This is a genomic window from Gemmatimonas sp., from assembly GCF_044376735.1.
Classification (GTDB): Bacteria; Gemmatimonadota; Gemmatimonadetes; order Gemmatimonadales; family Gemmatimonadaceae; genus Gemmatimonas.
In genome coordinates, this window is record NZ_JBILKJ010000047.1 from 1 (window position 1) to 20,983 (window position 20,983).

Consider the following 20,983-nt stretch of genomic DNA (forward strand, 5'->3'; position numbering starts at 1 on the left):
CATGCACCTCATGGTCCGAACCTTCCTCGTGGCCGTTGCGGCGGTCGCCCCCAGCCTGCTCGCAGCGCAGGGAACGACCGCCCGTACTCCGCTTACCCTCGAGCGCATCACCGGCGGGCCACCGCTCGCCGGCCTTGCGCCGACGTCCCCCAGTTGGTCGCCCGACTCGAAGGCGGTGGCCTTCCTCTGGAGTGATCCGGCGCACCCCGATCGGTCGCTCTGGCTGGTGGACCGCGCGGGTATTGGACCGCGCCGCCTGCTGCCGGCCACTCGCACCGGGCGCGTTGGCGAATTCGTGTGGACGCCCGACGGCTCCGCGATCGTGTTCACGCAGGGCGACTCGCTGTGGCGTGTGGTGATTGCCACTGGCGTGCCGACGCCACTGCCGAGCGGTCGCGGCGAGGTGAGCGAACTCGCGATCTCCCCCGACGGTGCGACGGTCTCGTTCCTCCGGGACGGGGATCTCTGGTTGCTCCCGTTGGCCGGTGGTGCACCGCGACGCGCCACGACGGTGGCCGTCGCGCCGCTCGGCACGATCGCCCTTGGCACGTACTACGGACGCGAAGTAGAAATCGGCGGGGCCACGTGGAGCGGACCGTCGCCGGCCTACGCGTGGGCCCCCGATTCACGCACGATCGCCGTGCACTACGTGGACCGGCGCAGCGTGCCGCGGTTCAGCATGCCGTACTATCTCGGCGACACCGTGCAGATGAACACGCTGCGCCGTGGCGCACCCGGGCAGGCCAATGAAGTGCGTAAGATCGGTCTGTACGAGCTGAGCACGCGCACGCTGAACATGGTGGAGCTGCCTGACTCGAGCAGCACCCGCATCGTGAATTTTGCGTGGTCGGCAACGGGCACCTTGATGATCGACCGCGAAAGCGATGATGCAATCGACCGCACGATTCACGTGCTCACGACCTCGGCGCGCACGCCCCGACTGGCGTGGCGCGACCATCGGGAGACCCGCGTGTACAACGACATCGCCTCGGCCTGGAGTGCCGATGGGCGAAGCATCGTGCTCACCGGCGATCTCGACGATCGGTATCGCCTGTATCGCGTGGTACCCGGCGATACGGTGCCGGTCGCCCTGACCGCCGGCCCGCATGATGTGAGCGGCGCCGGTATTCCCCGTGTGGCCACGCAGAGCATCGACTACGTGAGTTCGGCCCCGCGCCCGTCGGAACGCCATGTCTTTCGTGTGGCGGTCGGCGGTGGTGCGGCGCGGCAGCTCACCACGCTGCCGGGTACGCACGCGCCATTTGTCTCGCCCGATGGCCGTACGATCGCCCTGTTGTCGTCGAGTGATCGGCAGCCCACCGAGCTGTACCTGCTCGATGTGCGCCCCGGCGCCGTGGAACGACGCATCACCACCTCTACCACGCCGGAGTTTGCGAGCGTGCCGTGGATCGCGCCGCAGTATCTGAGCATCAAGAATGGAAGCGACACGCTGCCGCTGCGCATTCGCGTGTTCTTTCCGCCGAACATCGACTCCACGAAGCACTACCCGGTGCTCTTCGGCCCCGTGTATTCGAATACGGTGCGCAATCGGTGGGGTGGATTGAACGGCATGCTGCAGCAGTATCTCGCGCTCGAGAAGGGCTACATCGTGGTGCAGGTGGACGTGCGCGGCAGCACGGGCTACGGGCGCGAGTTCCGCGAGAAATTCCTGATGGACTGGGGGGGCGGCGATCTGGAGGATCTCGAGAGCGCCGTGACGTACATGAAGACGCTGCCGTTCGTGGACGGATCGCGCTTCGGTATCTGGGGAAGCAGTTACGGCGGCACGCTCACCGTGTATTCGTTGCTCAAGAAGCCGGGACTGTTCCAGGCGGGCGTGGCCGGTGCGGCGGCGACCGATCCGTACCTGTTCGGCAGCGACGACGTCGCGATCGTGCGGCGTCCGCAAACTCATCCGGCCACCTTCGCGCGCGGTGTCTTGCCGTACGCCGGCAACCTGCGCGATCACCTGCTCCTCATTCACGGCATGCAGGATGACGTAGTGCCCTTCTCGTCGGCGGTGGCGCTGGCGGAGGAGTTCATGAAGCGCGGCAAGGATTTCGACTTCGCGTTCGCGCCGGCGGCCACGCACGGCTGGACGCAGCGTCCGTATTATGCCACGTACCTACTGCGCAAACTCATCGCGCACTTCGATCGTCACCTCGGCCCGGGTCCACGCTGATGCGAATTCTGATGATTGCCGCCGTGCTTGCGCTCGCTTCAACGGCAGCGCCGCGAGTGGTGCACGCGCAGGAACCGTACGCGTGGCGCGACTCCCTCGTGTTCCACACCTTCTCGATCGCCGCCATCGATCCGCGCACCGGTGAAGTAGGCGTGGCGGTGACCACTCGCGTGCCCTGCGTGGGCAATGGCGTGCCGTGGGTGCGCAAAGGGGTGGGCGCGGTGGCCACGCAGGCCAGTACGCGCACGGAGTACGGCACCGAACTGCTCGACGCACTCGCCCGCGGCGAGGCCCCCGACGCGGCGCTCGAGCGCGCGCTGGCCGCCGACAGCGGATTCCAGTCGCGGCAGGTCGCCGTCATCTCCGTTGACGGTCGTTCGGCGCAGCACACCGGAACCGGCCCGAATGCGTGGGCTGGGCATCGCGCCGGCAAGAACTACGTGACACAGGGGAATATTCTGGTGGGCCCCGAGGTGATCGAGGCAGTGGCGAAGAGCTTCGAAGCGAGCGAGGGCACGCCGTATCATCTGGCCGACCGACTCATCACCGCCCTCAACGCGGGCTTCGTGCTGGGCGGTGACAAGCGCCATGGACTGCGCACGTCGGCGGCGGTGGTGGTGGCCGACGCTCGACCGGGCATGTCGCGTCGCAGCGATGGCCAGACGGCGAACATTAACGTTTGTGAGAATGCCGATCCGGTGGGCGAACTCCGGCGGATCTACGATGCCGTGTCGCAGACGCTGGGCTATCGCACGCTCGAGCAGTTCTCGGGCGGCGACGTGTATCAGCTCAAGGTGATGCTCAACGCGCTTGGCTTCTACAAGCGCGGCGACACGGTGCCGTCGCGCGGCCCCGAGGCCAATCTGTACACGGCCGAGACCGTGGCGGCCGTGGATGCCTTCCGCACGAGCGAGAAGATGGGCACGCCGGCCGTGGGCGGGTCGCCGGCCGGGTTGGTGGACGACGAGACGGTGTCACGCCTGTGGGCCGCGCTCGAGCGCGCCGGCAAAGCGACGGCGGTACGTCAGCACTTGCTGGATGGAACGATGATTCGGCGGTAGGAGGGATCGCGCGCCCCCCGGCCAGGCGTTCTGCGCTGCATGTTATCGTATGCGACACTCCCGATTCCTCCCCGTGCTGCTGCTCGCTGGGCGTGTACTCGCCGCCCAGTCGTCCACGCCCGCGCCCACCGCGACGGGCTATGCGCTCACCGAGTCGATGATTCCCATGCGGGATGGCACGCGGCTCTACACGCGCATCCTCGCCCCGACGAATCCAGCACGCCCCCTCCCCATCCTGTTCGTGCGCACGCCGTACGGAGTAGACGGCAACACGCCGGCCCGCGTAGCCGCGAACTGGGGGTTCATGGCCCGCGACATCGCCCGCGACGGCTACGTGTACGTCTTCCAGGATATCCGCGGCAAGTTCAAGTCGGAGGGGCAGTTCGTCATGCAGCGGCCACCGCGCGCCAACCGCGCGGACCCGAAGGCGATTGACGAGAGCACCGACGCCTACGACAGCATCGACTGGCTGCTCACGCACGTCCCCAACAACAACGGCCGAGTGGGCATGACCGGCGTGTCGTATGACGGCTGGACGGCGGCGATGGCGATGCTCGATCCGCACCCGGCGCTCAAGGCTGCGTCGCCGCAGGCGTCACCGGCCGACATGTGGAAGGGCGATGACTTCCACCACAACGGGGCGTTCCGTCTGAGCTACGGCTTCGAGTACGCCACGATGATGGAGAGCGGCAAGGATGTGAAGCCGTTCGACATGGACGCCTTCGATACCTACGAGTGGTACTTGCGACTTGGTTCGCTCAAAACGGTGAACGAGCGCCTGTTGAAGGGATCGATTCCCACGTGGAACGACTTCGCGCAACACCCGAACTTCGATGCCTTCTGGAAGCGTCAGGCGATGGCGGGCTACCTCGACAAGGTCACCGTGCCCGCGTTGCATGTGGCGGGGTGGTGGGATCAGGAGGACTTCTACGGACCAGTCACGATCTATCGCGAACTGGAGAAGCACGATCGCGAGGGGAAGAATTTCCTCGTCGTGGGGCCGTGGAATCACGGCGGCTGGATGCGCGGTGAAGGCGCCGCATTGGGCCCGATTCAGTTCGGGCAACCGACGGCGCGCTTTTTCCGCGACTCGATCATGGCACCGTTTTTCGCGCGTCACCTGCATCCAGAGCAGCGCGAGGTAGCTGGATGGACGTTGCCGGAAGCGTTGGTGTTCGAAGCCGGCAGTAATGTGTGGAAGCGCTACGACACGTGGCCGCCCAAGACCGCGGTGTCGGCGCGCAGCCTGTACATGCGCGAAGGTGGTGCGCTGGCGTGGGAGCCACCTACCGCGACCGCGCCGGCCTACGATGCGTACGTGTCCGACCCGGCCAAGCCGGTGCCGTATCGCCAACGGCCGGTGCAAATGACCTACGGCCCCGGCTCCACGTGGAGCACGTGGCTCACCGAGGACCAGCGCTTCGTGCACAACCGCCCCGACGTACTGAGCTGGGAGCTCCCCACGCTCACGGAGGACCTCACCATCGCCGGCGATCTCGCGGTGACGTTGCATGTGGCCACCAGTGGCTCCGATGCCGACTACGTGGTGAAGCTCATCGACGTGTACCCCGACACGGGGATGAAAGAGCTCCGCATGAACGGCTACCAATTCATGGTGGCCAACGACGTGTATCGGGCACGCTTCCGCAAGGACCCCGCAGTGCCGGTGCCGCTCACCCCGAATGTGGCCGAGGCGATCACGATCGACTTGCACACGCAGGCGTACACCTTCAAGAAGGGGCACCGCGTGATGGTTCAGGTGCAGAGCAGCTGGTTCCCGCTGATCGATCGGAATCCACAGACGTTCGTGCCGAACATCTTCGAAGCCAAGCCGAGCGACTTCCGTGCCGCAACACAGCGCATTTATCGCAGCAAGGCGAAGGCCTCGAAGATCGTGCTGCCGGTGGTCACGGGAATTCAGCCGTAAGCCGCACGGTTGATCCGTGTTGTTTTCGTGTGATCCGTGTTCCGGCTGTTTTCGATCGGTCCGCACCACTAGCGGCGGTACCATGGCAGGATCGAAACCGCCAGAACACGGATACCACGGATCACACGGAACCAACACGGATAAGCAGAACGGTTGGAGCGTCGACGATTCTCGTCGCACACCCGGAGAAAATCCGTGTTGTTTTCGTGTGATCCGCGGTATCCGTATTCCGGCTGTTCTCGATCTCTGCGTGACACCACCGCCGGTGATGTGGCGAGGTCGATACGGCCGGAACACGGATGACGCCGAGGACACGGAACCAACACGGATAAGCGCTACCGGCGCGCCGGCACCAGCACGGCGCGTTCTTCTGGCGATACGCGCACCACGCGCAGGGACTGCGACGACGCGTTGGGCTGGCCCGGGAGTTCGAGCACGATGCGGTAGTCGCCCGTTTCCACGAACGACGTACGACCGCCACCGAAGCCGCCACCGCCGCCGAAGCCGCCAGGACCACCGGCGGCCGGGGACCGATTCTGCGCGGCGATGAGGGCTTTGGCCTGATTCTCCGGCGTGCCCGTGCTGTCGGCCGCGCCACGCGCTTCCGCCGGACGGGCATTGAAGCCCGCCGGGAAGCCAGGATCGCTGATGCTCCCGGTCGACTGCGGCGCGCTGCCGAATCCTCCGCCGAATCCACCACGACCGCCGGCGTTCGGTCCCTGCATCTGCGAGCCGCTGGCCTGCAGATTCCAGGTGACCGTATTCAACCCGGCCGTGTTCGTACCGAGCAACCGCGCGACCGTATCACCGGCCGCGTTGAGGACCGTGATGCGCGGTGCGCCGCCGGTGACCGGCGCGGCGAGTCGGTACGTGATGGCCGCCCCGGCCGGCACGCGGTCACCGCGCCACATGCGCTGGGCCCGCGGCTCTGAACCCACCGGACGCTCGCCATATTGCAGCGCCACGGTGGGCTTGAAGAGCACCGCCGACGCCGACAGCGCCGCCGGTGTGAATTGCTGCAACGGCGAGACGTCGAGAATCTGCACGCCACGCCCGTGCGTACCGGCAATGAGCTCACGGTCGCGCGGATGCACCTGCAGGTCGTACACCGGCACCGTGGGGAGATTGGTGTCGAGCGTGAACCAGGTCGCCCCCTTGTCGAGCGAGGCGTACACGCCGAGCTCCGTGCCCGCATACAGCAGCGACGCGTTGAACGGATCTTCGCGCACCACATACACCGTGTTCGGGCGACCGACCGCGAGGCCGGCCGCAATCGAGCGGAACGTCTTCCCGAAATCGTTCGACACGTACACATACGGCGCGAAGTCGTTGTCGCGATGGTTGTCGAACGACACATACACCGTGGCGGAATCCGACGGACTCGCGTCGATCTTGCTCACGTGCGTAAAGGGCGGCACGCCAGCAAAGCGCGCGCTCAGATCTTCCCACGAACCACCATCGTTCTTCGTGAGCCACACCTTCCCGTCGTTCGTGCCCACATACAACACACCGGCCTTGAACGGCGACTCGGCGATGGTCACGATCGTGGCGTTCTCCTCGGCGCCGGTCGCGTCGCGGGTAATGCCGCCGGTGGCATCGACCGCCGGATTGCCGTCGATATCGAAGCCGGTGGTGATGCGAATGCGTGACTCATCGCGCGACGACAGATCGGGCGAAATGGCGTAGGGGTCTTCGCCCTTCTTCACCGACTTGAACAGCTTTTCGGCGCCCGTATACAGCACGTTCGCATCATGGCGCGATAGGAGGAACGGCGTATTCCAGTTCCATCGCGTCGCCACGTTGGGATCGGCAAGCTCCTTCTTCATCTGCACGCGGATATCGGCGATGCTCTTCGTCTGCTCCGGCGTGAGCGTCGTGGTGCCAGTGCCGCGGATACGCGCGATCTGCTGTCCGAACTGCGTGCGCGTGACCGTACGAGCCTTCACGCTCGTCACGTCCCCCGTGGCCACATTGCGCCGAGCGACATTGCCACCCTGCGACTCGTAGTACACGAGATCGGGGTTGAACGGATCCTGCGCCGTCTGCAAGCCGTCGGCGGCAAAGATCGCGAACCAGTCGGTCATCTGCAGCGGCGCATTGGCGCGGCGACTCAGGCCGCACGACGTGCCGTTGTCCTGCAAGCCGCCGCACACGCGGTACGGCACCTGAAAGTCGTAGCTGATCCCATAGAACTGACCCATCGCCATGTTGTTCACGGCGTCGTACGTGCCACCCTTGTCCCACGTCTGGAAGATGCCCGCGTCACCGCCGACGATGAAATGCTCGGGGTCGTTCGGGTCGATCCACATGGCGTGGTAGTCTTCGTGAATCCCGACCATGCCCGCGCGCCACGATGCCCCACCGTCGTTGGAGAAGGCAAAGTCGACGGCCATGCGATACACGCGATCGGCGTTCTTCGGGTCGACGCGGATCTGCGAGAAGTAGAACGGACGGTTGTTGATGGTGCTCATCCACGTCCACGTCGCGCCGCCGTTGGCCGAGCGATACAAGCCGCTGAGCAGGCGCTGCGGCTTGGCACCGCGCACGCTGTCGGCTTCGACCATGGCATACACCATGTCCGGATTGCTCGGCGCGATCGCGAGATTGATGCGCCCCTTGGTCGTGGTCGGGAACCCACCGCCGGTGATTTCCTTCCACGTGGTGCCCCCGTCGGTGGACTTCCAGAGCGCCGACCCTGGGCCGCCACTCTTGAGGAAGTGCGCCTTGCGGATGCGCTCCCAGCTGGTCGCGTAGAGCACGTTCGGATCACGCGGATCCATCGCGAGATCGACGAAGCCGGCCTTGTCGCTGATGAATTTGCTCAGCGTCCACGTCTTGCCACCGTCGACCGTCTTGTACAGCCCACGCTCGGGGTTGGTGGCCCAGAGCGCGCCCAGCGCCGCGACGTACACGATGTCGGGGTTGGTGGGATGCACGAGAATGCGACCGATGTGCTGCGTCTTCTCGAGGCCCATGCTCTGCCACGTCACGCCGCCATCGACCGACTTGTAGATGCCGTATCCCGGCGCGACCGAATTCCGCGAGTCTTCTTCGCCCGTGCCGGCCCAGATGATGTTCGGATTGCTCGGTGCGATCGCGAGATCGCCCATCGAGGCGATCGGTCCCTTTTCCCAGAGCGGCACGAACGAGGTGCCGGCGTTCACCGTCTTCCAGATGCCGCCGGTCGCCCCGGCCACGTAGAACGTTTTCGGCGCGCTCGGATGCGCTTCAACGTCGGTGATGCGTCCGGCCATGTTCACGGGGCCGATCGAGCGCCACCGCAGGCCGCTCAGTGTGGCGGCGTCAGGAGTTTGCGCGCTGGCGACGCCGGCAAGGAGGAGTGTCGGTGCGGCGAGACGAAACAGAGAACGCATGACGGTGACGGAAGAGTGGAGAGGGATTCGGGGGCTCATCGCATACCCGCTTTCTGGAGCGCGTTCACACCGCCGACCACGGGAAGGCGGAACGACGACTTGGCGAGATCGAGCGTGAGCTCGGCCCCGGCCTTCGGCCACAACGTGAATTCGCGGTCACTCGACATGATCATCACCGCAAGCTGTTTGCCGGCGGGAATGAATTCATCGGTGGGTTCGAGATCGAAGGTGACCTCGCGATACTCGCCGGCCTTGAGCGCCGTACCGCGGTTCTTGGACGCATAGTTGCCGCCCTGCTTGAGCGCCTTCGCGTTCTGCAGGTCGGCCCAACCATGTGACACGTTCCCCTTGTAACTCTGCGAACCAGCGCGCGCCGAGTCGTAGGGGAGCATCACGAGCCACACGCTGAGGTTGGCCGCCTTCACACTGGCGGCCATGCGCAACGTCACGCGCGGCGTGCCCGAGATGTGGACCGTGTCGGTGAACACCGGCGTGGCGTACAACAGGCGATGGGCCGACGTCGGCATACTCGCGAGCGCACTGCCGCTGAAGGCCACGTCGTCGGTGAGCGACTCCGATCCGGCAGCGACCGGCGCGAACGCCAGCGAGGCAATGCCGCGCCCACCGGCGGTGGGATGCAGCGTGACGGGCACGCTCCCCGGCACGGGGAAGGTGGCGAACGGCGTGGGCAACGCGGTGGCCCGCCCACGCGGGTTTGGCGCGGAGGTGCCCGGAGTTGCGGCCGCCGCGGTCGCCGTCGGGGCCTGCGCGCCGGCGTCCTGCACGATGTACGCCGACTGGTCGCCCGGCACGCCGTTATCCACGCCGTACAAGTAGTGGCTGAACCAGCGGTTGAGCATGTCGGCCGGCGGATTCCCGCCATGTCCGCCCTGATGCAGATACAAGCCGACGGGCAGTCCCCGCGCCTTCATCTCGTCGTAGATGCGCACGCTATGCGCCGGCGTCACGTTGTAGTCGTTCAAGCCGTGCGCCAACAATACCGCCGCCTTGATGTTCTTCACGTGCGGCAACAAGTCGCGCTTCTTCCAGAAGTCGTTGAAGTCGCCGGTGGCGCGGTCCTGTCCTTTCGGGCCGGCGAACACATTGGATTTCCAGATCACGTCGCAGCGGGCGCGCGTGGCCGGGTCGCCGCTGGCCACGAAGTCATACAGCACGTCTACGTCTTCACCCAGGTAGCCGCCGGGTGAACGCACGAGGCCATTCGAGCGGTAGTACAGGTAGTACGACGTGTTCGGTGACACCGGCACGACCACCTCCAGCCCCTTTACGCCGGTCGTCGCGGCGGCCAGCGGCAGCGTGCCTTCGTACGAGGTCCCGATCATGCCGACCTTGCCGGTGGACCATCCGGTGGCGCGGACCTCCTCCCGCCCCGTGGGGGTGGTGTATCCCTTTGCGCGGCCATTCAGCCAGTCGATCACGAACTTCATCGGAGCACGCTCGGGGTAGTCACCGACCGTGGCACAGCCCTGTGACAAGCCGGTTCCCGGGGCTTCCGAATGGACCACCGCAAAGCCGCGCGGCACCCACTCGTTCACCAGCGCGTTCGAAATGCGTCGACGATTGGGCTGGTGCACCGGCGCCGCCAGCGCTCGGCGCGTGGGCGGCTGGTCGCCGAGCTCCTGCTCCACGTTCCAGTTGGAATCGTCACGCGAGGTGCCGGCAAAGTACGGGCTCGCGCCGTAGAGCACCGGCACTTTCAGGCCACCGCCCTCGGTGGTCGCGGGGCGGGTGACGTCGACATGAACGCGGTCCTTGCGGCCGTCACGATCGCTGTCGAAATCGGTTTCGACCCAGAGGTCGTGTCGAATCCACGCGGTGGAATCCCGCCACGCCGGCACCACCTGGGCCATGCCGTTCGCGAACACGGGAGCGGCGGCGGTGGCGGTGGCGGCCGGCGACGAGCTGGCCGCTGGCTGGGCGAGGGCTGTGCGGGCAGAGAAGACGGCGGCCATGGCCGCGGGCGCGCCCAGGCTGGCGAGGACGAAACGACGGCTCATAACGCGATGGCTGAAATGGAGGCGACGCAGACCTTCGGGGGAAGCGGGCGGCAAAGCGCGCCATTGCTCAATGTGAGGGCCGAACGGGCTGAGGGGGAGTAGCGGCTGATTGCGGGCCGATCTGTTGGTGGCCCGATCCGCGGTCATTCGCGTGCATCCGTGGTGAGCCTGTCGGGCCGGAGCCTGCTACGAAACGGCTGGACCGCGGATCGCCGCGAATGGTCGCGGATCGGGACGGGGCGCGCGGCGAGATCGTCGCACCGGCGGAGTCCCAATTCCGTTGGTGGCTCGATCCGCGGTTCAGCCGTCGCTGCGGCGCTCCTCCCATAGCGCGCTGCGCACGTCGTCGACGGCGGGGACGGCGGCGAGACCGAGCAGCACCACCGCCAGCGGAATGGTGGCACTGTAACCGATGGCGCGAAAGCCGACGGCGCCGATGACTCCGCCGGCGAAGAACGCGCCCAACAACATCGTCAGCAGGCGTACCCGCTGGCGGTCGGCCATGATGCGCGGCTCGCCGGCAATCGCGTGCCGATTCACATACAGCGACTTACCGAGCTCGATGCCGAGATCGGTCACAATGCCCGTAACGTGGGTCGTCCGGATCTCCGATTTCGAGATCTTGGTAATCACCGCATTCTGCAGCCCCATCATGAAGCAGAGCAGACTCACCGTGGCCGGGGCGAAGAGGCTGTGAACCAGCTGCAGGCGGGCGCCCAGTACCCCGAACACCAACAGCAGCGCCGCCTCCAGCAACAGCGGCAACGCGAAGGCGCTAGTCAGCCCGCGGCGGCGGGCGTAACTCACCAGCACCGCCGTGACGGCCGCCCCGAGGGTGAACGCGCCGAGCGCCCCGAACGCGGTCAGGAACACGTCGGACTGTCCCAGCACCAACGAGTCCGCCATCGACGAGACGATCCCCGTCATATGCGACGTGTACTGCGAGACCGCGAGGAACGCGCCCGCATTCGTCGCCCCCGCCACAAAGGCCAATCCGACGCCAAGGTGCGTATCCTCGCGCCTGGTGCGAACCGAACCGGTCAGGCGCCTCGCATAGTCGAACGGCATGGCCGAAGCATAGCCGGTCCGGTCCCGGCCGTGGGAAGGGCATTGCCGTCGGCCTGTTCCTCATGATTCGGTGGGACGGGCCGATATTCACCAAGATGAGCCCTCTATTGCATGCCTCCGACCGCGTCAGTGACGCCGATTACCACCGGGACGGGCCCCACGGTGAGGACGTTGGCGGCGATGACAACTTTGCCATCCGGACCCGCCTGACCCGCGTCATGCAGGGCGGCGACCTGCCGGCGTTGTCGCATCAGCTGATCGAAACGATCACCGGCAGCGACGACGACACGGTGTCCACCCAGCGGCTGGCCAACGTCGTCCTCCGCGAGTACGGTCTCGCGTTGAGTTTGGTACGGACCGCCAACAGCGCACACTATCGACGCGGGGGCCGCCCCACCGAGAGTGCGACGCACGCGATGATGGTGATCGGGTTGCGGCAGGTTCGGCAGCTGGCCAGCGGTTTGTTGTTCTTCGATCACTTCCAGCGCCGTTCACCGGAACTGAAGGAGCTGATGGTGCTCTCGCTCCTGACCGCCAACCATGCGCGGGGCATGGCGCTGCTGCAGGGACATGACGCCCCCGAAGCAGCGCATCTCGCGGGCATGTTCCGCAACCTCGGCGAAGTGCTCATGGCCTGCTACTACCACGACGACTACCAGCGCGTCCGCTCGCTGGTTCAGGATGACGGGCGCAGCGAGGCCTCGGCGATGCGGATGGTCTTCGGTTTCGCTTCTGACGACTTCGGCCTCGAAGTCGCGAAGCAGTGGGGACTACCGGAGACCGTGGCGGACGGGATTCGATCGACCGACCCATCGCCGTTCGGGGCGATCATCGCCTTCAGCCATGCGCTCACCTCCACGCTGTATCAGACGGACAGCAACAGCCGGGTGGGACCAGCGCTCGATGCGCTGCTGGCGTCGTATCAGGGGCGTCTCCGGCTGACCCGGGACGAGGTCAGCCGCGTCGCCAGCGATGCGCTCATTGAAACCCGCGAGATGCTGCAGAGCGCGGACGGCGGGCAGAGCGCGCAGTCCCTTCTCGACCTCTCGGCGGCCGCGCGCCGTGCCTTTGGTCCGAACTTCGTGATTCCCGACGACGGCGACACGCCGACGATGCTGGCCGAGCCGGATGTTACTCTGCGCGAGCGCCTGCGCAGTGAACTCGTGGACGCCGCCGATCCCGCCTCCGGTGCCACGATCGGCACCATGCTGACACAGGCCATGGAAGTCATTCTGCGCGGCGGCCCCTTCGATCGGGTGCTCACCTGCTTCATGACGGGCGACCGGACTCAGCTAGTAGCGCGGACGGGATTGGGCCCTGATATTGAGGCTGTGCTGGCGGCATTTTCGTTTCCGGTCACGCAGCGAGGCGGTCCCGTGGTTTCCCTGACCATTCAGCGACAGCCGATTTATCTCCCCACCGACCGGAACATGCTGACGACGGAACAGCGCTGGGCGAACCAGCAAGGCGTGTCGCAGTTCGGCGTGTTCCCGGTCGTCGTGTCGGGCAAGGTGATCGGCTGCCTGTACTGCGATCGCAGCGGTAGTGGACCGGCACCGGATCGCGCCACCGTGCGCTACGTCACGTCGATCGTCGATCTCGTAGTAGACGGCATCGCACGGAGACGCAACGGATGAGCATCGACGTGCTCCCACCGCCAGAAGGGGCGACACTCGAGGAACGCGACGTCGTCCTGCGCGTCGGCATCGGCCACGGCGGTCCCCTTGAGCTGCGGGTGGACGACGGGCTCGTGTTCGCACGGTTCTTCGGTCAGGAGCCAAGGGTCTGGACCGACGTGTCAGTCGCGTCGGTCCTCGCCCTGTTCGCCGCGAACACGCCGATCAGCACGTTCCTGCGGCGCCAGGGTGCGCTCCCGATGCGCCAACTGTTGCTGGCCTCGCTCACCGAGGACATCGACCCGGTCAACCGGTCGGTATGAGCGGCGCCGTCGCGATCTCGCCGGAGGCCGAGGCGTTCGTGAAGGCCGTCGGCGCGGCCGCGAACCTGCCGGCGTTCGCGCGCAACGTCCGGTCGATCGGCGCCGTGTCCTCCGATCTCGACGCCCGCGTCGAAGCGCTCGAGCGCGCGATCATGCAGGATATCTCGCTCTCGGCCAAGGTCTTGCGGATCGCCAACGCGACCTCGGGCGGCGGCACGGATCGCATCGTCGGGTCGGTCAAGCAAGCGATCATGATGTTGGGCTTCGACCGCGTGCAGCATCTGTCTGCGGCGGCCAGCGTGTTCGACGAAACGGAGAAAAAGGCCCCGGCGTTGCGTGATCTTCAGGTCCAGTCGGTGTTGTCGGCCAATCTCGCCTTGCAGCTCGCGGACGCGGCCGGGTTCGAGAAGCCCGAACTGGCCTATCTGTGCGGGATGTTCCGTCGGTTCGGCGAAATGCTGGTGGCGTGCTATCGACCGTCGCCCTATCGGGAATGGACCGAACAGGTGAAGAGCGACGGCCCCTTCGACGAGGGTGCCGAGGCGAAGCATTTCGGCTTTTCCTTCGAGGAAGTGGGCATGGCGCTGGCGGCGCGATGGGGCATGCCGGCGGCCGTCGTGCGCACGATGAGCACCTTTCGCGGCGTGTCGCAGGAGCTGCAGCTCCTGCACGCGATTACGCAGTGCAGTACCGAGTTGGTGAGCGCGCTGGACGGCGGCGAGGTCGACGGTGAAATCCCCAGCGAGCTTCGCGACCGGGTCTCCGCGCTGATCGGCGTCGACGCCTCAACCATGCAGGAGTGCGTCGCGACGACACTCAGCGAGGCGAAACCGTCGCTGACCGGCATGCAGGTCGATCTGGACACGTGGCGGCGCGCCCAGGTCGAGGCGCGGAAGGTCGCACCGCGCAAGCGCACCGACAGCGGCCCGACGACGACGGCGGCGGTGGGTCGTGATGCGAGGCAGCCTGAACCGGCAGCGAACGCGGCGACGCCCAGTGTAGCTGACCGGCTGGCGCCCAGCGCGACGGATACCGCGCAAGAGGCACGGCTGCGCACGGTGGTGCGGGATCTCGCGCAGCAGCAGGAGATCGCGCATCAGCAGAATCAGGGGGCCCCACCGGCGTCGTTCAGTGTGGGCTCGGTCACCGATTCCACCCTGCGCGCTGCCTGCGAGGCTGGCTACGAGCGCGGCGTCCTCGGGATCAACAGCGAGGATCTGACCATGATCCGCGGACGGGTCGGCATCGGCCGCGGCAACGCGGAACTCTCGCGCAACTTCCTGGTGCGGACCACGGCGGCGTTCGGCCCACTCGCGGCGGCGCTGCAGACGCACACCGATCTCTTTATCGAGATGACGGGCGCCCACGCGAAGGAATACAAGCGCGATCGACTGATCAAGGACCTCGACCCCAGCGCGTTCGCGTTGCTGCCGATGGTGATCGATTCCAAACTGATCGGCTGTCTGTACTTCGACAGCACGATCGAGTCGGTTGCTGCATCCGAGACTAGCCGCCAACTGCTGCGCGATCTACGCGACAGTCTGGTGGCCGCATTTGTGCGTCACCGGAAGAGCGCCGCCGAGAGTGGCCCGAGCGCCGACGGCTCCGCGTAGCCGTTGCCCCCCGGTGTCACGCGTCCCGATACGCCGCGCGGTTCCGCCCTTCCCAGTTCTTGATGTCGTCGAGGGCCGAGCGATCGGTCGCTGCGTAACGACGACGGGTGGCGGCCGTGGCCGGATCGTCGGCCGACGCGGCAACGACCGAAGCAATCGGCATGCGCCAATGCTGCCAGCGCGAGAAGTAGGTGTCGGTACCGATCCACTGCTCGGCGCGCCCTGACTTCTTACCGTTCTCGAGCGGCTGATTACCGACGGCCGTTTTCGCGAACAGCGGGACGCCGGTGCACCGACCGGCTTGGGCATCGACGCCCACGATCAAAAAGTCCTGCGTACCGACGACCGAGCGGTCGCCTTCGGGCCCCAGCACGGCATTGGTCTGGGCGCCGCCGAGCGCGCGCAACATGGCCGTGTCCAGCTGGATCACGAGCCCGGGAGTGACGTCTTCGTGCGTGAGTGACATGGCGCATGATGCCCGGGACAGCCAGCGCTGGCAAGGCCGTCGCGGGCGCGCACGCTCACAGAAAGTCGGCGATCAGCGACAGAATGCGAGCGGGCTGTTCGCGATGCGGTACATGGCCGCAGCCGTCGATGATCTCGAGCTGCGACCTGCCCTGCACACCGCGGGCGATGCGTCGCGGAAACTCCACCGATCCGAACTCGTCCGCGTCACCGTGGATCACCAGCGTCGGGCAGCGCACCCGGCTCAGGTACGGGTCGAGATTCCAGTCGGTGAAGGCCGGCGACATCCAGGTCTCCGTCCAGGCATCCAGCACCCACCGGGCCTTCTCCGCATGAAATCGGGTGAGGCGCGCGAAGTAGGCCGGGTTGTCGAATTGAAGCTTGGCCGCCCGGATGCCATCGAGCGTATGGGGTTCGAGGAACGACTGGGCCGACTCCGAGACCACGTGCTGACAAGAGTCCGGCATTGTGGCGGCAATCACGAGGGACATGCCGCCCCCGACGCTGTGGCCGACCAGCGAGAACTCGGTGAAGCCGAGTGCATGCCGGAGCGCCGGGAAGTACAGCTCGGCTTCTTCATCGATGAAGCGCATGGACGGTGGATCGTGACGCGGCGACGACTGGCCGAAGCCCAGTCGATCGTACGCGATCACGGGGCGGCGCACGGCGTACGCGAGGAGCGCGGGGAAATCACGCCACAGTTCGACGGAGCCCAGTGAGTCGTGCAGCAGGACCACGGGCGACGCGCCCGCGATGCCGTCGCGGGGCGTCCATTCGCGGGCGAACAGGCGTCCGCCCGGCACCGGCACGTGGTGCTCCGTTATGGTGATGTGCTCCGCCGCTGTATCCATGTCCGGAAGATATTCGCGCGGCGCCTCGTGGATTACCGTCGCACGTTCGAGGGCCACGGCATGCGAGGACTAACCGTGATGCGGTTACTTTATCGTGCCGGCCGAGTATCCGCCCCATTCCGACTGCCCTGAGACCCTTTCGTGGCCCGGATTTAGTCCGCGACGACCGAGGCACCATATGACGACGGCCGCCACCCCCGAGAACGGGCGCACCCCCATCCAGCAGCTTCACGACGCGATGCAGCGAGGCGACGCCGATGCCGCCCGCATGCTGTTCTCGCAGCACGCGGAGTTCAAGCGGCTCGTCAACGCACCAGTGTTTCCGTTCAACGCGCCCGCGATCGTGGCGTATGCCAACAACCTGCCCATGGTCGACGTGCTGCTGGAGGCTGGCGCCGATCCCAACGCGCGCAGTACATGGTGGGCCGGACCGTTCCACGCGCTGCATGTGGCCACGGGTGCGGCGGCGGATCGCCTGCTCGCCGCTGGTGCGATTCCCGATGCCTGCGCCGCCGCCCATCTCGATGATGCCGCGTTGCTCGAGGCAATGATCGCCGCCAACCCCGCATGCGTATCGGAGCGGGGCGGCGATGGACAAACGCCCCTGCACTTTGCGCGCTCACGTGGCGTGGTCGACCTGTTGCTCGGCGCCGGCGCCGACATCGATGCACGCGACGTGGACCATCGTGCCTCACCCGCGGAGTGGATGCTGGACCGTTCGCGCGACGCCGGACGCTACGACCTCGCGCGCTATCTCGTGGAACGTGGCGCCCACGCCGACATCTTCATGGCAGCAGCGCTGGGGCTCACCGATCGCGCCGTGGCATTACTGCGCGCACGCACGGCGCTGTTGGACGAGCAAACGGGTCGCGGCGTCTACGCCGAAATGCCGCCGAGCAGCTTTCACATGTATTTCTGGACGATTGGCAGCAACCGCTCACCGCTGGACGTCGCGGCGCAGTTCGGGCACGACGACACCCTGGCCGCGATGCGTGCGTTCGCGACACCGCTACAGCAGCTGCGCCTGGCGTGCCGTCGCACCGATACCGACACCGCACGCGCGTTGGTACAGGAACATCCCGGGCTCGTCGCATCACTGCGTGCGCAGGATCATCGCGCCATCACCGACGCAGCGTGGGATGGCGATGCGCCGGCGGTGGCGTTGATGCTGGAGCTGGGCTTCGATCCCGCCACGCCGGGCCACGACTCCGGCACGGCGCTGCATTGTGCATCGTGGCAGGGCTCGGCGGCCACGGTGGGCGTGCTGCTCAGTACACCGCAGGGTCGTGCCTTGCTCACGGTGCGGGACGCCCATCATCAGGATATGCCACTGGGCTGGTGTCGCCACGGGGCCACGCATGGCCCTCGTGGCGGCGACCACGCGGCGGTGGAAACGCTGCTGCTTACTCCACCCCGATCTTCCGCCTGATCTCGGCGTTCGGTCCTTCGAACTTGGGCATCGCCACGTTGCCGATGTACCCCAGATCTTTCCACCCCTGCGGCGTGGTGTAAAAGGCGGTCGCGGTCTGATCGCGAATCGTGTCGAAGAACTGCGCGGCGAACTGATGCTCGGGCTTGGCCTTCGGCAGATAGCAGATGTCGTCGCAAATGGCCGTGCGCTGCGCGTTGGTGGCGAGATGGAAGCGCTTGCCGAAGCGCGTGGTCGATTCGCGATCGAGCCACGCGAGTCCGCCGCGCACGCGCACCAGCGACGCGTCGCCGCCGGGCCGGCTGGCCCACTCGTTGATGTAGGCCGGCGCGCCCACCGCCGATGCCGCGGGGCTCTTGGCGTCGGCGGGGATGATCATGTCGCACAGCGCACTGAGCGTGGCGAGCTCGCGCAGTTGCAGCTTGTTCGGCCAGTCGGCCTTCGCCACTTGCAACACCGGATCACTGGGCGTGCCACGCGGGCCTTTGCGCTTGGCTTGCTGTACTTCGTCGAGCATCGGCAGCGGGGTGCGCGCGGCGGGCGTCACCGGTGCGGCCGCCGCGGCCTCGGGGAGCATCGGCACCATCGCCGCGGCGGCGATCGCCTTCAGCGCGTCGCGTCGCGCGATACCGGTCGTGACGGGCTTGGCGTCGTCGCGCGAATCGTGCATCTCGTCGCTCATCAGAGATTCCCCCGCTTCAGTTCTGCTACGAGGTGATCGCAGCTGCGCCACGCCAGCGCGAGAATGGACAAGGTGGGATTCTTGTCGGCGTTGGAGACGAACGTGGCCCCGTCGGTGACGAACAGATTCTTCACGTCCCACGCCTGCCCGAACTCGTTGAGCACCGACGTTTTCGGATCGCTGCCCATGCGCACGGTCCCGACTTCGTGAATGATCGAGCCGCCCGTCGCGATGGCCTTGTTGCCGTCGGTCTGCACCGTGCCCTGCACCGTGCCGCCCATCTTGCCGATGATTTCGGCGAACGTGGCGTGCATGTGCGCGGCCTGCTGGATCTCGTGCTCCGACCACTTCCAGTGGAAGCGCAGCACCGGAATGCCCCACTGGTCGACCGCCACCGGATCGATCTCGCAGTACGAGTCTTCGTTCGGGATCATCTCGCCACGGCCGTCGAAGTACATGAACGAGCCGTAGTAGCGACGCGCTTCTTCCTTGAACTTCTTCCCGTAGGCGCCCTGCGTGAAGCTCTCGAGCCCGCCGAAGATACCGGGGCCCGGCATGCCGCGTCCGCCGCCGAACTCGATGTGATAGCCACGCGCGAACGACATCTTGCCGGCCTTCTGGTCGCCGTACTTCCACCACGGCATGTACATGTGAATGCCGGCGGTGCCGTCTTCATTCACCGGCGGCAGTCCTTCCAGACGCGGGATCTGCGCCGACAGGCCGGCGCCCACGGTATCCATGAGATACTTGCCCACTACGCCGCTGCTGTTGGCGATGCCGTTCGGGAACAGCGTGCTCTTGGAGTTGAGCATGATGCGCGACGTTTCGCACGCGCTCGCCGCCAGCACCACGACCTTGGCCGTGACGTGATGATCGACCCGCGTGAGCTTGTCGATGTAGTGCACACCGCGGGCCTTGCCCTGCGCGTCGATACTGACTTCGCGCACCATCGCGTCGGTGATCAACGTGACGTTGCCGGTGGCCATCGCCGGCGGGATGAGCACGGTGGTACTCTGGAAGTTCGCCTTGATCGAGCAGCCGCGGCCGCAATCGGTGGCGTAGAAGCAGGCCATGCGCTCGTTCATGCTCTGCCGCAGCACCCGCTGCGCCAGCGCATTGCCCGGGTGCAGCTTGGCCGGAAGCCGTGCCGAGTCCTGGCGCTGCGTGAGCACCGCGCGGTGCGCCGGAATGACCGGAATCTGGAGCGGATCGCACGCCTGTTTGGCCAGCAGCTCGTACGAGCGCGCGGCCGGCGGTGGCTGCAACACACCGGGCGACGAGCGCGGCGTGTTCTCCAAGTCATCCTCGCCGCCGTACACGCCGATCAGCAGCTCCGTCTTGTCGTAGTACGGCGCCATGGTTTCATACGTCATCGGCCAGTCGGCACCGAGTCCGTCGCGTGACTTGGGCTTGAAGTCGTACGGGCCCATGCGCAACGAGATGCGGCCCCAGTGATTCGTGCGTCCGCCCAGCATGCGGGAGCGCCACCAGCTGAACTGGCTGCCCGGCGCGGTGGTGAACGGCTCGCCCGGCACCCGCCAGCCGCCGTCGACCGTGGCGTCGTAGAACCCGAACGGCTTGTCCGCGTTACCGCTGCCGCGCAGGGGCGCGTCTTTCGGCGTCTGAAACATCGGCGTTTCGGTGACCGGGTCGTAGTCGCGTCCCGCCTCGAGCAGCAGCACCTTGAGCCCCTGCACCGACAGCTGGTAGGCGGCCATGCCGCCACCGGCCCCGGAGCCAACGACGATCACGTCATATTGCGGCGCAACTTTGGAACGGGAGGACACGAGAACACTCCTCTACAGGCGGGACGCAGACGGTGCACCGATGCACCTGCTGCCAAGCTATCGTCGGGGCAGGGAAAGCGCTGCGATAATCCGCCCGTGATCCGGCTTCGGCTCGTGCTCTGCCGACCAGCGCGCCGTATCCAGCGCCGTCCCGCCGAAGCTATTGAGCACGTCGGTCGAGACGCCGCGCGACAGCAGCAGCTCCACCACCGCCAGTTGCCCGCGATTGGCCGCCCAGTGCAGCGCGTTCATGCCAGTGCGATTGCCAGCCTCGGGATCGACGCCGAGGTCGAGCAGGTAGCGCGCCACCTCGACTTCGCCCAGCCAGCAGGCCGTGGTGAGCGCTTCGGCCAGCGCCTGCGGCTCCAGCGCCAACGCGCCGGCGCTCACCCATTGCACGATAGCACTCGAATGCGGGTCGCCACCGACCGTCTCGAACACCGGCGTCAACGCCGTGCAGTCGCCGTTCAGCAGGCCCCGCACCACCGCCTCGAATGTCCAACGTTCCCCAATCCGCATCGCCGCAAATTTGCGCTCGGCGACCGGAAGGGCAACTTAGGCGGAGCAGATCCCTTCATCCCGCTCGA

The 20,983-nt window shown here is 66.5% G+C and carries 15 protein-coding genes; 7 read left to right on the plus strand and 8 right to left on the minus strand.

The window, feature by feature from the left end; all coding sequences use genetic code 11:
- From ACIRA7_RS08875 to ACIRA7_RS08885, 3 genes are all read left to right on the plus strand, one after another.
- The coding region (locus ACIRA7_RS08875; RefSeq protein ID WP_396220479.1) for a prolyl oligopeptidase family serine peptidase at positions 1-2,182 on the plus strand (2,182 nt) is incomplete at its 5' end.
- Positions 2,182-3,243, plus strand: coding sequence for a DUF1028 domain-containing protein (locus ACIRA7_RS08880; protein ID WP_396220480.1), 1,062 nt, complete (start codon positions 2,182-2,184; stop codon positions 3,241-3,243). The genes ACIRA7_RS08875 and ACIRA7_RS08880, both read left to right, overlap by 1 nt.
- A 49-nt stretch (positions 3,244-3,292) precedes the next feature.
- The gene (locus ACIRA7_RS08885; RefSeq protein WP_396220481.1) at positions 3,293-5,170 is read left to right on the plus strand and encodes a CocE/NonD family hydrolase; all 1,878 of its coding nucleotides are present in this window, start codon (positions 3,293-3,295) and stop codon (positions 5,168-5,170) included.
- 335 nt (positions 5,171-5,505) lie between these two features.
- Here ACIRA7_RS08885 and ACIRA7_RS08890 read toward each other — a convergent pair whose 3' ends face one another.
- The 3 genes from ACIRA7_RS08890 to ACIRA7_RS08900 all read right to left on the minus strand — a co-directional run bounded on the left by ACIRA7_RS08890 (position 5,506) and on the right by ACIRA7_RS08900 (position 11,630).
- Entirely contained in the window at positions 5,506-8,544 is a 3,039-nt protein-coding gene (locus tag ACIRA7_RS08890) for a WD40/YVTN/BNR-like repeat-containing protein (protein WP_396220482.1), read from the minus strand.
- Positions 8,545-8,579: 35 nt separating this feature from the next.
- Positions 8,580-10,562 carry a Xaa-Pro dipeptidyl-peptidase gene (locus ACIRA7_RS08895; protein ID WP_396220483.1) on the minus strand — a complete coding sequence of 661 codons (1,983 nt, stop codon included), beginning with the start codon at positions 10,560-10,562 and terminating at the stop codon, positions 8,580-8,582.
- 300 nt (positions 10,563-10,862) lie between these two features.
- Positions 10,863-11,630 (minus strand): YoaK family protein, encoded by a 768-nt coding sequence (locus tag ACIRA7_RS08900; RefSeq protein ID WP_396220484.1) that lies wholly within the window; start codon positions 11,628-11,630, stop codon positions 10,863-10,865.
- Positions 11,631-11,725: 95 nt separating this feature from the next.
- Between ACIRA7_RS08900 and ACIRA7_RS08905 the strand changes: the two genes are divergently transcribed.
- The 3 genes from ACIRA7_RS08905 to ACIRA7_RS08915 are packed head-to-tail and all read left to right on the plus strand — an operon-like array spanning position 11,726 to position 15,182.
- A complete protein-coding gene (locus ACIRA7_RS08905; protein WP_396220485.1) occupies positions 11,726-13,267 on the plus strand; it encodes an HDOD domain-containing protein in 1,542 nt (513 codons plus the stop codon).
- Positions 13,264-13,569: a hypothetical protein gene (locus ACIRA7_RS08910; RefSeq protein ID WP_396220486.1), complete on the plus strand. Its 306-nt coding sequence runs from the start codon at positions 13,264-13,266 to the stop codon at positions 13,567-13,569. The genes ACIRA7_RS08905 and ACIRA7_RS08910 overlap by 4 nt, the downstream gene beginning before the upstream one ends.
- The gene (locus ACIRA7_RS08915) at positions 13,566-15,182 is read left to right on the plus strand and encodes an HDOD domain-containing protein (RefSeq protein ID WP_396220487.1); all 1,617 of its coding nucleotides are present in this window, start codon (positions 13,566-13,568) and stop codon (positions 15,180-15,182) included. Before ACIRA7_RS08910 ends, ACIRA7_RS08915 begins: the two co-directional genes overlap by 4 nt.
- 16 nt (positions 15,183-15,198) lie before the next feature.
- Here ACIRA7_RS08915 and ACIRA7_RS08920 read toward each other — a convergent pair whose 3' ends face one another.
- Positions 15,199-15,648 (minus strand): hypothetical protein, encoded by a 450-nt coding sequence (locus tag ACIRA7_RS08920; protein WP_396220488.1) that lies wholly within the window; start codon positions 15,646-15,648, stop codon positions 15,199-15,201.
- A 55-nt stretch (positions 15,649-15,703) separates the two neighbouring features.
- Positions 15,704-16,498, minus strand: a complete 795-nt coding sequence (locus tag ACIRA7_RS08925; protein ID WP_396220489.1) for an alpha/beta fold hydrolase — start codon at positions 16,496-16,498, stop codon at positions 15,704-15,706.
- 178 nt (positions 16,499-16,676) lie between these two features.
- Between ACIRA7_RS08925 and ACIRA7_RS08930 the strand changes: the two genes are divergently transcribed.
- On the plus strand, positions 16,677-17,927 hold the full coding sequence (locus ACIRA7_RS08930; RefSeq protein ID WP_396220490.1) for a hypothetical protein: 1,251 nt from the start codon (positions 16,677-16,679) through the stop codon (positions 17,925-17,927).
- On the opposite strand, the gene ACIRA7_RS08935 is transcribed toward ACIRA7_RS08930, so the two are convergent.
- The 3 genes from ACIRA7_RS08935 to ACIRA7_RS08945 are packed head-to-tail and all read right to left on the minus strand — an operon-like array spanning position 17,902 to position 20,915.
- The gene (locus tag ACIRA7_RS08935) at positions 17,902-18,609 is read right to left on the minus strand and encodes a gluconate 2-dehydrogenase subunit 3 family protein (protein WP_396220491.1); all 708 of its coding nucleotides are present in this window, start codon (positions 18,607-18,609) and stop codon (positions 17,902-17,904) included. The two genes, ACIRA7_RS08930 and ACIRA7_RS08935, sit on opposite strands and share 26 nt — an antisense overlap.
- A complete protein-coding gene (locus ACIRA7_RS08940) occupies positions 18,609-20,396 on the minus strand; it encodes a GMC oxidoreductase (protein WP_396220492.1) in 1,788 nt (595 codons plus the stop codon). The genes ACIRA7_RS08935 and ACIRA7_RS08940 overlap by 1 nt, the downstream gene beginning before the upstream one ends.
- A gap of 57 nt (positions 20,397-20,453) precedes the next feature.
- Positions 20,454-20,915: an ankyrin repeat domain-containing protein gene (locus ACIRA7_RS08945; protein ID WP_396220493.1), complete on the minus strand. Its 462-nt coding sequence runs from the start codon at positions 20,913-20,915 to the stop codon at positions 20,454-20,456.
- Positions 20,916-20,983 lie beyond the last annotated feature (68 nt).